A 14,131-nucleotide genomic window follows, 5' to 3' on the forward strand; every position below is an offset into this window, starting at 1 on the left:
TCATTGCAGACATCTTCGAACTCAATCACCGTTGCTACGGATATCGCCGAATCCGCGCGGCATTGGGCAGGCAGCAGATCTTCATCTCGGAGAAGGTCGTGCGACGTTTGATGCGACAGGAAGGTCTGGCCGCNGCCACGACCAGGCGACGTCGCTACGGCTCCTATCGCGGAGAAATAAGCCCCGCGCCGGAGAACATCATCAATCGTGACTTCTGTGCCGCCGCTCCGAATCANAAATGGCTTACCGACATNACCGAATTCCAGATCCCGGCCGGCAAGGTTTATCTGTCGCCGGTGATCGACTGCTTCGACGGTCTCGTTGTGAGNTGGTCAATCGGNACGCGGCNGGATGCCGAGCTCGTCAATACCATGCTGGATNCGGCGATTGAGTCAGTGGCTGGCTGCAACGAACGGCCGATAGTTCATTCCGACCGCGGCGCCCACTANCGCTGGCCGGGATGGCTCTCACGGATGCGTGATGCCAGACTGATTCGCTCGATGTCGCGCAAAGGATGTTCGCCGGATAATGCAGCGTGCGAAGGTTTCTTCGGGCGCCTCAAAACGGAGTTATTCTATCCTCGTGATTGGCAGGCCATCACCGTCGATCAATTCATCGAAGTCGTTGACTCGTACATCCGCTGGTACAACGCAAAGCGGATCAAGATCTCGCTCGGCTCCCTGAGCCCCGTCGAATACCGGCAGAGTCTTGGATTTGCGGCATAAATCAGTCCAGGAATTCCGCCGCACCCCCGGTGGGTCAGTTTCACATCGGCGCTAACACTTATCGACGGCGGTGTTGATCCGCGCGAACAAGAGGCGGAGCAGAAGGCCGCACACGAAGCACGCCAGGCAGCAAAGCGCCGTCAGGACGTAACTGTCGGGGAAGCGTGGGCGCATTACCTAGCGCATCTGCGGACAAAGATCTCGCCCAAAACGAAGAAGCCGCGGTCGGAACGATACATCCTCGACCATATCAACCTCTCGTCGCCCGGCGGAGGCATTGCAAAACGTGGTGGCAAAGAAAAAGTGCGTGGCCCCTTGGCTCCGCTGATGCCTCGCAAGTTGACCGAGATCACGGCAACATCCATGTCCGAATGGCTCGAGGTCGAGATATCCCGGGGGCCGACTAATGCCGGCCATGCCTTCGGCCTTTTCAAGGCGTTCATTCGGTGGTGCGACACTAACGAGACGTATGCAGGCATCATCCCGCACGAGGCCTATGCTTCGCCGAAGGTCAAGGGCATTCTCCCTCGTAGCGCCGCGAAGGATGACTGCCTTCAGCGGGAACAGCTGTCCGTTTGGTTTAACGCGGTGCGTGGCATCGCCAACCCGGTAATCAGCGCATACCTTCAAGGCCTATTGATCACAGGCGCCCGTCGGGAAGAACTGGCCGCGCTGCGTTGGGAAGACGTGGACTTTCGCTGGCGCAGCTTGACCATGAATGACAAAGTTGAAGGCACTGGCGGGCGGACGATTCCACTCACTCCTTATCTGGCGAGTCTATTACGGCATCTTCAGCACCAAAACGAGACGCCACCAAATAAACGTCAAGCCGTTCGACTTGCCGAACGAGGCGAACAGTGGGAACCATCGGAGTGGGTGTTCACCAGTAAAACAGCATCGGACGGAAAGATTGCAGAGCCGCGTCACGCACATAATCGCGCGCTGGCGCCGACAGGTTTGCCACACATCTCGCTGCATGGTCTGCGCCGGTCGTTCGGCACGCTGTCGGAATGGGTGGAGGTCCCGGTCGGCGTTGTCGCGCAAATCCAAGGACATAAACCGTCGGCAATCGCCGAAAAACACTATCGCCGACGCCCACTCGACCTGCTGCGCATGTGGCACGACAAGATTGAAGCATGGATGCTCGAGCAGGCGAAGATCAAATTTGAACCCTGAAGCAGTGCACGGTTCACTTCGTTCCAGGTTCAAACGGATCCGGATGCGCGCCCCACTCGAAGATATTCCAATGTCTATTGGAGGCACTGCAGCCAGAAAAGCAGAGGATCGAACTCCAGACCGCAACTCAGGCAATCGCCCCCGAACTGAGCAGGCAGAGATGCCCCCAAAAGTACCCCCACATTCGATTCCCTGCCCGCTTCTGCCGGTATCGCAGTGTGGGCATTTGGGATAAGCATTAATCCATGTCGATGCAGCTTAGCCCCCCCCAACCGCTCGTGAAAGCATGGTTCACGCTTCAACGAGGCGCAGCGCCTATCTTCAGATTGGCCGGTCCGCTAACCGTATCGCCAGTCACCATGATGGGTGCGCGATCAGCAATTTCTGCGCCTCGCAAGGATAGATCGTCGGTGAACGTCTAGTTGACAAACAATGTCGCAGCCTATCCTTTACTGGCTAGCGCTTTGTCGTCACCACAAGCGTTCGGCACCAGTCTGAAGCGCGACCAGCCCCGACGTGTAGTGAGAACCATTTCCACACGGCGTTCTTTGACAAGTGCAAGTAGCATGTCCCGCACTACGTCGGTTGGCACTGAAAGTAGGCGTGCAAGGTGAGTCGCCGTGTAGTCAGAACCGATGTTCATTTGAGACAATAGACCCGTGGTCGTGAGTTCCATACGTTTGTAGCAGTTATGTCTGTCGAGATATCGACATTAAAACACAACAATTTCTGTCAACAATCAAATCAATCGCATTAGCTGCCTGTCTCTCTTCCCGCCGCGGCCCTTCCTATACGCGCGAGCACTAACTGCTTCGCCACGCATCCTTGAATCGATAGCGGCTTAGCAGGCGAAGATGGGAGCTGCGGGGGAAACGAAAGAGATTACGAATGGGGGGACGACCAAAGTTACATTTGCGTCACACCCGTCTGATCAACACCCGCACGCCAAGACGTTCGTTACTTTGCCAACCAAGTCAATTGCATCGGCTCGGTGTACAGGCTAGACGCACCAAATATCACGTCAATCGGTATTGTCAGCGGCCTCGTGGGAGCCTCAGTCAGTCCCAAGGCGACCAATGTCTCCGGAACCCACTCGTGATCCGAAAAGACCGCATCGCTCGTCACCAGCGATAGCTCTGCAAAAAGGGCTGCCGGTGAATCGTCTTCGCCGTCGGACGTCTGCGAAAGAAGTCTTGGTCCAGCTTCGGACAGACGAAATAGTCCCGGCACAGCAATGAAATTCCCGCCGTACAGCAATGCATATTGCGCGCCGAACACTGCGGGAGGCACAGGCTCGCTGCTGTCGATCGCGATCCTGAGACACTTTGACCTTAGAACTTCCTGGCGGTCATCCTCCGTTTGCGCCCAACAGGCAAGCACAGCTGGAGGCTCAAGGACTCGAAGTCGATTTCCGATATCTGGCTGGAAGGCGGAGATGGGACTTTTGACAGAAATGCGCTGCTCGGTATGGGTAACATATCGAAATTGGGCATACCGTTCCCGCTGCGAGACTTTGCTTGCCAATTGGAGTACGACTTCATCAATGAAGTCAGAAACTGCACTCAGCCCTTCCTCGTTGGCTGGCGACACGGAAAATGCACCCAAGCCTGGCAGCAGTTCATGAAACTGCCTCCACATCAAATTCGTGTTGCCAGGATAGAGCACATAGGCGCCTTCTGTACGGCGGATGGCATCACGATATGCGTGCATCTTCAACAGATCATCTCGTTTTGCCCGGCGAGCGCTTGGGAGTTTTTGCTTTGCCGGCGATTTCACGACAACACCCTGATGTTCATCATCCGAGTCGAGCCCTTCGTCCGCGTCAAGCTCATCATCAACACCGAAGAGCTCGGTCACCTGTTGAACTCGATACTTGGCATCGAAGTGAATGTGAGTCATTAATTCAACTACTTCGGCTTCACTCTCAGTCGGGCATTCGCTCGGCCAAAAACTCAACGTATAGTCCGGCCTCATCGATTTTGTCCATGAGCCCGCTGCAGGATAGTTACTTTCACTGCTTGAAAAGGCTTTATTTACCCGCCGCGAGAATGTGCGGTTAAAGCTGAATTTCATATTGAATTTTCGACCATGTGCAGAAAAACTCCCTTCAACCGGCGTGTGCCTTCCGGACTTTAACTTCAACCCAAATCCATCTGCAGTTTTGTCTAGCAGGTTACTGAGCTGCTGGCGCGGCAAGTTAAATTTCTCGCATACCAGCTCCAACAGTTTAATAAACAGCCAGTATTCATAGAGTGTCGCAACGTCTCTCTTTCCACTTCCATAGACGTCCTCTCCCCCTGCCCAACTGAGCGCTGCAGCTGTATTGAACTTAACCCAGAAGGCCAGCAACTCCCTGTATCCAGGCCGTCGCTGCATGACACTGCTGGCAATCGGCATTCGGTCAATGTTCGGCAAATCGAGGAACAGCGGGCGCAAAAGGTATCCGGTCAACTCCTTCCTAAGTTCTCCCACCTCCGCCAGCAGCCGCTGGTCGGATTGTTCTTTGCTTCGCCTTAAAATTGTCTCCATGTTCTGCAAGACCGCCTCAAAGGACGTGAGCACGAACTTAACAAACCTGTTCTCGTGAGAGTCGTTAGTCCAACGGGACGATGGCACCTCGACAGCTCGCGGCAACGATCCAAGCCGCGTTCTCAGTGGATGTGTATGCGAAAGCGGTGTTCGCGGTTGCGCTTTGGCTAGTTGCCTAATCACACCGGGCTCTCCACGCCTGACCTGATCAACTCGCTTCGTTTCAAAGACTTGAATCCTCCGCTCGTTAGGCTGGAGCGAGAGAGTTTCGAGCGCGCCGCGAAACTCGGAGGATTGCAATGCGTGCCGCACGAATGCAAATTTTTGCGCTACAGTTTTTGGGTTCCCCCTACGATCGTCACGCAATCTCACCGCAGTTGGCGCACGCAAGTCTAGCAAAAGGTCAGTTGCCCACGCCGCTATATCGTCGAGCATCAGTCGATAGTCGGTGCGGTAGTCGAGCTTAGATGAGCGCACCTCCACCCCACCGGATGCTATTGCCGTGCCGTGGGCATCCTCCAAGATGAGCGGCATCAGACCCGTGTACGCCTGAGGAGATATCGAGCCTCGCTCGACTTCAACCGTCGATAATTGGCTTCGTGCTATCCCATCATTTGATCGCAGACACAAACCCGGTTGCGGCAAAAGAAGCTCATATTCATACGTGCATCCCTCAAGCAACTGAATTTGCTCCTCTCCCCATTCGCGTGCCGATCGCCGATCAAGTTGGATCAATGGGCTACGGCCTTGCCGAGAGGTCGAGGAGACGATTCTCAAGAACGCTAACACGGCTCCGTTTTCGCGAAGCAAAGGAACAGAAGCCTCTGAAATTGATTGACTCAAGCTTTATGCCTCAGCAAAGCTCGCAAATCCTTCTGCCATTGCTTGAACCAGCATCTTTCGGACCTTTGTAAAGCTCAACGGATACGCTGCTGGCTCCTCAAACAGACTCCCCTCCATTCCCGCATGAAGACTATCGTCGACCAGGTCCGCAGCCTTACGCGCCAATTGCAAAAGATCAGATTCATTCTTTATTACATCAGATGTGTCATCCCAGACTCGAGGCCGGTGGCAGAAGACTGCAAGCGCGCACAGGATCGGTTCAAGTTGGCGTCGAGATCCGTTCAGTCTAGGTAGTATCTTTTGACAAATTTGGGCGTCGATAATTTCACCAAAGGACGCACCCTCAGGCGAAAGCATTTCGTAGTAGTACGAAAACCTAACAATTTCGTACGCCACACGAAATCCATACTCTCGTCCATGCGCGGAAAGCAGACTAAAGAGCAATCGCATTTCAGCTGACAGTCTCGCGTGCTTGGTAGAGCGAGCGTCTGCGTGCGTCGCTGCGAGGACAAAGCTTTTAGCAAATTTTTGACCACGCCCGCTAAGCCACTTCAAGTCGATGCCACGCGGGTTTTCCAAGTAACTACCGATATCGACTTCGTCAACGCGAAACTCAATTGCATTCGCTCGATCAAGAACCTTCGGAGAGAACGTATACGTTGTTTCGTCCACGTTGACAGTGCCGATAATGAAAAGATTCTTGGGAATATCGATCGACGGAGGGACTCCGTCCATTTCCCCCACCCCTCCATGCAATGAGATTTTTTCGCCAGATTCCAAAGCCGAAAGGAAATCAGCAAAATATCGCTCAACGTGGGAAAGATTCATCTCGTCCAGAATCAAGAAATAAGGAACAAGTGGATCGTTCTTCGCTTTAATGATCAAATCCAGCGCCGCCGTTGTTCTTACGTAGCGCCCTTCGTTCAATGCATCCGGGTATCCAAGGGTGCTTTCTTTATTTGTCCAATCTGCGTTGACGGGGACAATTTCAAAATGTCGCGCAGGATTGCTTGTCTGAACGCGAGCCAATTGAGCAAACGCAAGCGCCTTGAGTTCGCTTGAGTACGCTTGAAACTGATTACCATATTGCGAGTCAGGCTCAACCAGCTTTTGGATAGCATCGGCGTCTCGAGAGTTGTCAACCGCATTTGCTTGAATACAGCTCACCCACTCAGCAATGAGCGACCGCGGGACCACGACCAGTGGCCCTCCCGCTCCCCGTACTTCGACGGAAATACTGTCAGCGGCAACGATTTCGTAAGATGCCGTTCCCGTCTCGATTGACGCTCCAACAACGAAAGGATCATCGAATTGGTATCGAGGGCTAATCCAAGATGCAAAAGCATGGGCAAGCTTCGTTTTTCCCGACCCACTGAGGCCTGTGAGAATCACAAACGGTTTAGCCAACAACGCGGCTGCAAACCGACGGACCAATATCGAATTAACACGAAGCCCAGCGGCGTTGAATTGATCTGCGGCTTCGGCGATTATTGCGCCGATATCTTCGCTTGGCTCCTCTTCCTCGATTTCGCTCGGCCTGACAAGTGACACCTCTTGCGGCAGATCAGTCGACTTCAGTTGCAGATGCGTCGGCCAATTCGAACCATCCCAATCGGCACTATTATCAAGTATAAATCTTACTCTACTTGACAATACCGTATCGAGTCGCGCACCAAGCGCTATACCCGTTATCTTCCCACCGACCTGCGTATAATCAAACAATCCGGTTTGCTGAAATGCTTTATTGAGAACGGTGTTAAAATTATCCCTCGGAATGCCATATTGAGCCTCCAAATCCCCGAGCAATCCCCTAGCGACCTGATTATTTTCTGCCGATGCTCTCATTTGAAGCAATCTAACAAAAAGATCAGCCGAACTAATAACCCAATTGGAATCGTCGTCCAACAACTCACAAAGCTCTGAATAACGAAGAAAACGCTCTCCGGTGGGCAATCCAGCAAGCAAACACAGCAGACCGAGCAAAAGCCTAAAAAAATTAAACCGCGCGCCGATTTTTTCGGCTCGATCGTTTATATGCGAATCAGTCCCATTTGGAACCACGTATAGCCAAAGCGATCGAGTTATCAGCCAACGCCAGGCATCTTCGGAATTTTGCTCGTATAGTCGTCGGTATACATCACCAACGGGAGTGGCAGTTGCCGTTGACTCTTGCCGGCTTAGAATTCCGAGAAAAGAAATAAAATCACGATAGACATTATACGCACCGTTGTCGGTGCTTTTTAATTGCACAAGGTTGACACCCGAGGCGGTCGAGTCAATCGCCTTGAACGCCACGGCCGCAGATTCGGAAATTGATCTTTTGAGCGCATTCCGACCGAAAGTAAACCCCTGAATTAAACTGCCCAAGCCGCGTCTCCTTCCTCTATCTGAGCGGCATTGACCGCGCGTCCAATGGCCTTAGCAATTGCTCGTGCGACAGCATAGGCCATGGGTGGTGGCACTGCATTTCCGATCTGCCGTCGCACGGACGCACGGTTCCCCACAAACGCAAACCAGCTTGGAAAGCCTTGCAGCTGAGCTGCCTCGCGGGACGTTATTGAACGGTGCCTAAAAGGATGCCCATATTCGCCGCGAGTAAAGCTATCGTGACCGCCAGTGACCGTCCTAGCCTGCGAAAACCAGTCAAGTCGCCCATAAACGTCTCTATGCCCTCGATAGTCACCAGCGTGGCAGGGCAGTTGCAAATCGGGAGGAATGGACAAACGACCATGCCCCATATCAACGTAGGCAATCCGCCGTCGGTTTAGTGCACCCTCCTTAGTAACTTCGTGGTTCGAATACTCTGTTGAGTCATCCTGTGCAGGGTCGGGTAGACCTGCGAGCGCTTCGCCGACAGTTGGCCATCGCCCAGGCGTAAGAGGAACCGGGGAAGTAAAATGCTTTGCGACAGTCTGTGTTAGGGCAACTACGATGATGCGATTTCTCAACTGAGGGACACCGAAGTCGGCTGAATTTAGATCGTAGCGAAACTCTTTGTAGCCCATCGCGCGCAACCGTTTAACATACTCCGCAAGTATGAGCTTGCCCCTCGGAAGGTCAAGATCGGTAACATTCTCTAAAACTACCGCATGCGGCTTCCGATCGAGACGCTCGACCAATGACGCAAAACGCAACACCAACTGGTTACGCGGGTCATCTGCTTCACCTCGTCGCTGATGCGAAAATCCTTGGCACGGAGGGCCTCCCGCGATGCAGAAAGGACCATCTCCTACAGCCGAAGCAATCCTCGTGACCAACTGCTTATCATTTACGTCGAAAACCTCGGCGACATCGGCGACGTTTTGCCTATAGGTAGCTACCGCATCAGCGTTCATGTCGAAGGCGAATGCGGTTTCCATGCCAGCAGCCTCGAAACCAAGACCCATACCTCCGGCGCCACAGAACGCATCAATTACCTTAATCTTCGCGCCCTTTGAACGCCTCTTGCGTCGACTGCGCCATTGCTCAAATAAAGCCTTAACTTGCCAATCGCCTTTTGCGAAATATTCTAGTAGCTGCCAAGCGACAAATCTCGCGAACAGAGGGGGAACGGCCTCGCCAATATGACGGTATTGTTGCGTCGGGGTGCCTGCAAACGAAAACACTTGAGGGAAACCTTGCAGGATCGCAGCCTCTCGCACGCTGATGTTTCTATTCTGCTCTGGATGCAAAAATCGGCCTGAACTCGCGCTGCGACTCTTCGCCGTGATTGTGACACTAGGGGTGTCCCAACGAAGACGCCCATATACGTCCGTAAATCCAGGCGTTTGACTGTCATCGAGCCGGACATGTGACTTTAGGCGGAGCTCCAGGGGCAAGCTTCTCCGATCACCACCATCGGGCGGAATTTGCTTTATCAAATCGACGAGGCGTTGAGTATGCTTGGGCACTCGGTGGAGCGGATCGAAAGGATCAACCTCCCCCGATTCGAGCGGACGCAGATGCGATATTGCATCCCTAACGGTAGGCGCGTCTTCGGGTGCAAAGATAGGTGTCGGGAGGGGTACATGCCCTTTGCGCGCACCAGTAACGATTGCGCGCTTTCGGCGCTGCGGAACACCGTACGCGCTGAGATCTACAATGCCCTGTTTTAAAGTATAGCCCGCGTCACGCAGCTTCAAAGCGGCGTTGTCGAAATAGTGCGCAAATTTCCCTTTAAGAATTTCGGGCACATTCTCCATAACGATCGCGTCGGGCTTATAAAATGCCACGATTTGCGCGAACGAAACCATAAGATTATTGCGCGCATCGTCCCTTTCATCGCCTTTCCTCAGCGCACTGAAGCCTTGGCAAGGGGCACAACCGATGAAAACGAGCGGTCGATGCACGTCGGGATCGAACCGAGGCAGAAGCGTGCGAAGAATGGATGGATCGGCACCAATTTCACTAATGTCTGCTTTAACACCTGGAGCTCCGACATTCCGCTCGTAAGTAGCCAGCGCGCCGGAATCGATATCGATTCCTGCCAGCACATCGAAAGCAAGATGACTTTGTCGAGTGTTCGAGAATCCATAGCTCATCCCCCCCGCGCCACAAAAAAAATCGACCACATATACCGTACGTGGTCGTGGGAGTTTTTTCTTGTACGCCATAGGCGACGTTTCGTCGAAGAGCGTTGGCGAGGCTAGATCCATGAGCTTATTTTTAAACGATAAAGCAGGGCAAATTTGTCCGCGTCATTCTAAACGGTCCGGCAAATGCTGTGGCCGATTTCGCTTGGCCGCTCCCAACTTTTCTGCGTACTCTTTCGATCCTCGCTCGCCCTCCACATTGTCGGGACTGTCGTTCCGCGACCCGTCGTGGATGCCACTCCGAAATGACTTGGAGCGCCCGGCAGCGTTGTCCTAGTTGACGGCAACGCTGCCAGCGAAACGCTCCGGCTGGAGCATGCCAAATATTGTATATTTATACAGTATAAAAGTTCGGCATGCAATCGGCTTCTGCACCCGAGCTATTGCTTAGGCGTGCGGCACCAAGAAACTATCGATGTGTCCTTGGAAAAGGCCTCTAAGGCGCCGAAGTGCATTTTGAGCTTGAGTTGGAGCACCCACCCCACCATGGCCTACCTCTCCAATAAATTGGGGAGGGTGCGTTAATTATTGACGCTCGGGGAAAGTTCATGCTTAAATATTCCGACATTTTGAATTGGGTCGAGCCCAAGCCAACCTGCCTTCCCGGGCAAGGTGGATCGCGAAAGCGGATGTGGCTCCTGAAGGAGCAACCAAGCGGGGGATCTCGTCGACCCTCCCTACCTGGAGGGTTTTTTGTTTTCGCATTCAGAGATTCCACGCGACACGATCCAAGCCTACTTGGAGACGTATTACCACGTAGCTGGCGACACGCCGACGACGTTGCAAGTCGGCCGGTTCAATCCGACGCTCGCTGCGTTGCACGATTCCCGTCGCGTCACGGGTAGTGCGCTCATCACCGCCTGCAATCCCTTCAGCCTGGAACTTGGTCCTGAAGCCAATGCCGAACGGCAAACGATGTTGGCGCGTGAACTCGAGCAACATGGCCTCGCGTTCATCGCGGGCATCGGGAAACATCCGTCCAACAACTGGCCTAGTGAAGCAAGCTTCCTCGTATTTGGGGCGACACCCGACATCGCGAAAGTACTGGGTGAAAAACACGGGCAGAACGCGATCATCTGGTGCGGCGCCGACGCTGTGCCGCAGCTGACTCTCTTGCGCTGATCCTCACTCGACACATGACATACGGCTAGCCTGCCGCCCATCAGGAAAAGGGCTGGGGGGATTTGATCCAGATTGCCGCCCCCGACAATTCGTCGAACGCGGCTAAACAGGAGCGTCGTATGGCGATTAGAAGTGGACTTTTTTCCTCGGAATCCGTGTCCGAGGGCCATCCCGATAAACTAGCCGACCAGATTTCCGATCGCATTCTTGATGCGTTCCTCGAAAGGACCCTCACGCTCGCGTCGCCTGTGAGACGCTGCTCGCCGATCAGTGCGTGATCGTTGCGGGCGAGTTCAAGACGAAGCGGATCGACGATTTTCACGCCGTACGTGAGTCTGCCGAATCGATCGTACGAAACGTCCTGCGTCAAACTGGCTACCGCGACGATGAGACCGCCATTTCGCCCGACCGGAGCGAAATCCAGATCCGCTTCAACGGACAGTCACAGGACATCAGTCAAGGCGTCGACCGTGCAGATGGCGTGCTGGGCGCCGGCGATCAAGGGCTGATGTTCGGCTACGCGACCGACGAGACGCCCGAGCTGATGCCCGCGCCGATCGTGTATGCGCATCGCCTCGTCCGCAGGCAGGCCGAACTGCGCAAAGCCGGCATGCTGCCATGGCTGCAACCCGATGCGAAATCCCAAGTCACGTTTCGCTATATCGACCGACGCCAAGTGATAATTGAGGCCACCGTCTTGTCGACCCAGCACGATGATGGCATCGACCTCGGAGATCTGCGGCTCGCGGTGCAGAAACACATCATCGATCCGGCAATTCCGGAAGCATCGCGTTCCGCATCGCTGCGCACGCTGATCAAACCCACCGGACGATTCGTAACTGGAGGGCCGAAAGGCGACACCGGGCTGACCGGTCACAGGGTCATCGTGAACACCTATGGCGGCGCCGCACCGCACCGCGGCGGCGCATTTTCCGGCAAGGATCCGTCGAAGGTCGACCGGTCCGCCGCGTATATGGCGCGCTTCCTCGCTCGACTAGTTGTGGCGCGGGGTTGGGCGAGCCGCGCGCTGGTGCAACTCGCCTACGCCATTGGTATCGCGGAGCCCGTCAGCTTTGTCGTTGAGACGTACGGGACCGCAACGCAGGAGCGACGAGATATCACCGCCCTGCTCTCACGCGAATTCGACCTGCGTCCGCAAGGAATCATCGATACCCTGGATCTGCTGCGCCCAATCTACTCCCGACCGCTGCATACGGGCATTTTGGACGCGACGATCTGAAGCTGCCGTGGGAAGCGGCAGCTTGACGTCTCGATTCAATCCTCTCGCGGCCTCGTCCTCCACACATCGGCCGGGACGGATGCGGTCGAGGGTGGTCCAGTCCAACCAACAGGAAGAACCTATTTGACGATCGACAACACCTTTGCCGCACTGGCGCAGCGGCACAGACACCACGCCGCGCTAGGTGGACTCGTGGGCTTGCTAACCGGCGACGCGGTTGGCGTGTGTTATGAGTTTCGCCCACCCGAACGGCTGCCCGCTCGCGAGCTGATCGACATGATGCCTCCGGCCAGCTTCCAGCGCTCGCATGCCGGCGTGCCAGTCGGCACCTGGTCAGATGACGGCGCGCAGGCGTTGTGTCTGCTCTCCAGTCTGGTTGAAGGCGACAAGTTTTCTCTGACCGAATTCGCAGATCGACTCGTGCAATGGATGCGTGAAGGCTACATGGCCGTCGATGGCAATGTGTTCGACATCGGCATGCAAACCGCTGAAGCACTTCACAATCTCGTTGACGGCGTGCCGCCACACGAATCCGGTGGCGCTTCCGAGATGGGCAACGGCAACGGGTCCTTGATGCGGGTGCTCCCGCTCGCGCTATGGCATCTTGGCGCGGACGAGGTTCTCGTGCGCGACGCCCATCTGCAATCGCTGCCCACACACGCACATCCGCGCTCACTGGTTGCGTGCGCATTCTACTGTCTCGTGGCAAGAGGCTATCTACAGAAAGCCAATCGCCCTTGGGCGTGGGCGGACGACAGGCTGCAAGCGATCTACGAAGCATGGCCCGATCGTGGGTCCGGCGCGGAGCTGCTCGCTGAACTGGACGTGCTGCGGCGCTTTCCGGTATCGGATCGTCCGCGTGGCACTGGATACGTGCTTGACACAATCTGGTCAGTGAGATCAGCGCTTGAAGAATCCTCGTTCGAGGAGGTTATCCGGAGCGCGATCATGTTTGGTCATGACACGGATACGACCGCCGCAGTCGCCGGAGGCCTCGCTGGCATTCGATTTGGAATTGTTGGCATCCCCGAGCGCTGGCTGGCAGCACTTCGTGGGTTCGAGCTTGCGGCGCCCCTAATTGAATCGCTCCTGGCACGCTAGGTAGTCTTTTGACGCACTCGCAGAAGAGTGTTTTCCGGTCGAACAGCAATATGGATCGCGCGCCGAGCAAGCAGCGCGCCCCAAACAACATTCAAAAGAATCTGAGACATATATCACGCCGTTGAGCACGGTAGCTGCGTGCCTGCTCCGCCCGCGCAATCCCGCACTGGCGAACTTCCCGGGAGCCGTGATGCCCACCTATCCTTCTCCTTTTGAATATCTACTCGCGTTCGGCCTGGTCTTCGCGGCCGGCGTGCTCACATCGGTCGCCCTGCGCCAGTACGGCGACAAGATCCGGCGGGAGGCGACCGCTCATGCGTGAACCGCGTTTCTACCCTCATCCTCGCGATCCGTATGACCCGGACGACGCGTACCTGCACGAGCACGACGATGACGAACCGTTCGAGCAAGGTTTCGTTCCTCCGCATGGGCAGCAGAACCATGCCGGACCCAACGCCCAATCAGGCGCGATCCCGTCGTGCCCGAAGTGCCAGTCCGATCGTGTCGAAATGCGCCATCGAGCACGCAAGACTGGCGGTAGACGGCGTCAAGCAGCACGGCCGGTCAGCGACAACCATCTTGGCCGGTCGACGGGTGTAGTTGTCGCTGGTTAAGAGGCCATGGTTGTCGCTCCTTCTTCGTAGTTGTCGTTGGGTAATTGTCGTCGGCGCGCGCTCTGTTTGTCGCTGGCCTTACGGCGGCGATAGCTCTCAACATTCAGCTCGAAGATCGTCGAGTGATGCACGAGCCGGTCGATGGCGGCAACCGTCATGCCGGGGTCGGGGAACACGTCATTCCAGCCAGAGAACGGCTGATTGGCCGTT

9 protein-coding genes, 1 pseudogene and 1 riboswitch are annotated in these 14,131 nt (G+C 55.3%); of the genes and pseudogenes, 6 read left to right on the forward strand and 4 right to left on the reverse strand.

The window, feature by feature from the left end:
- Positions 1-725 (forward strand): IS3 family transposase (locus A3CW_RS0143040; RefSeq protein WP_028209017.1); only part of this gene is annotated, 725 nt, incomplete at its 5' end.
- Between the two features lie 363 nt (positions 726-1,088).
- Positions 1,089-1,901: a tyrosine-type recombinase/integrase gene (locus A3CW_RS0143045; protein WP_322787996.1), complete on the forward strand. Its 813-nt coding sequence runs from the start codon at positions 1,089-1,091 to the stop codon at positions 1,899-1,901.
- Between the two features lie 957 nt (positions 1,902-2,858).
- On the opposite strand, the gene A3CW_RS0143050 is transcribed toward A3CW_RS0143045, so the two are convergent.
- Genes A3CW_RS0143050 through A3CW_RS51905 form a run of 3 tightly spaced genes read right to left on the reverse strand, consistent with a single transcriptional unit; the run spans position 2,859 to position 9,865 of the window.
- On the reverse strand, positions 2,859-5,273 hold the full coding sequence (locus tag A3CW_RS0143050; RefSeq protein WP_154678222.1) for a DUF2357 domain-containing protein: 2,415 nt from the start codon (positions 5,271-5,273) through the stop codon (positions 2,859-2,861).
- Between the two features lie 3 nt (positions 5,274-5,276).
- Complete coding sequence (locus A3CW_RS53565) at positions 5,277-7,640, reverse strand: McrB family protein (protein ID WP_154678223.1); 2,364 nt, start codon at positions 7,638-7,640, stop codon at positions 5,277-5,279.
- The gene (locus tag A3CW_RS51905) at positions 7,628-9,865 is read right to left on the reverse strand and encodes a DNA cytosine methyltransferase (RefSeq protein ID WP_161782984.1); all 2,238 of its coding nucleotides are present in this window, start codon (positions 9,863-9,865) and stop codon (positions 7,628-7,630) included. Before A3CW_RS51905 ends, A3CW_RS53565 begins: the two co-directional genes overlap by 13 nt.
- A gap of 538 nt (positions 9,866-10,403) precedes the next feature.
- Positions 10,404-10,508: riboswitch (SAM-I-IV-variant riboswitch) on the forward strand.
- Between the two features lie 29 nt (positions 10,509-10,537).
- Here A3CW_RS51905 and A3CW_RS0143065 point away from each other — a divergent pair.
- From A3CW_RS0143065 to A3CW_RS54380, 4 genes and pseudogenes are all read left to right on the forward strand, one after another.
- The gene (locus A3CW_RS0143065; RefSeq protein WP_028209020.1) at positions 10,538-10,966 is read left to right on the forward strand and encodes a DUF3293 domain-containing protein; all 429 of its coding nucleotides are present in this window, start codon (positions 10,538-10,540) and stop codon (positions 10,964-10,966) included.
- A 119-nt stretch (positions 10,967-11,085) separates the two neighbouring features.
- Positions 11,086-12,232: pseudogene (gene metK / locus A3CW_RS49680) on the forward strand (methionine adenosyltransferase).
- 97 nt (positions 12,233-12,329) lie between these two features.
- Positions 12,330-13,307 (forward strand): ADP-ribosylglycohydrolase family protein, encoded by a 978-nt coding sequence (locus A3CW_RS0143075; RefSeq protein WP_051482094.1) that lies wholly within the window; start codon positions 12,330-12,332, stop codon positions 13,305-13,307.
- Positions 13,308-13,497: 190 nt separating this feature from the next.
- Complete coding sequence (locus tag A3CW_RS54380; protein ID WP_269476150.1) at positions 13,498-13,629, forward strand: hypothetical protein; 132 nt, start codon at positions 13,498-13,500, stop codon at positions 13,627-13,629.
- A gap of 288 nt (positions 13,630-13,917) precedes the next feature.
- Here the strand turns inward: A3CW_RS54380 and A3CW_RS0143085 are convergent.
- A partial coding sequence (locus A3CW_RS0143085) for an ATP-binding protein (protein ID WP_028209022.1) occupies positions 13,918-14,131 on the reverse strand: 214 nt, incomplete at its 5' end.

The organism is Paraburkholderia nodosa DSM 21604 (assembly GCF_000519185.1).
GTDB lineage: Bacteria > Pseudomonadota > Gammaproteobacteria > Burkholderiales > Burkholderiaceae > Paraburkholderia > Paraburkholderia nodosa.

What these genes read in the sequence shown, in the direction of transcription:
- A3CW_RS0143045 (WP_322787996.1), top strand. Translation starts at nt 1,089, where the DNA reads ATGTCCGAATGGCTCGAGGTCGAGATATCCCGGGGGCCGACTAATGCC.
- A3CW_RS51905 (WP_161782984.1), bottom strand. Translation starts at nt 9,865, where the DNA reads ATGGCGTACAAGAAAAAACTCCCACGACCACGTACGGTATATGTGGTC.
- A3CW_RS54380 (WP_269476150.1), top strand. Translation starts at nt 13,498, where the DNA reads ATGCCCACCTATCCTTCTCCTTTTGAATATCTACTCGCGTTCGGCCTG.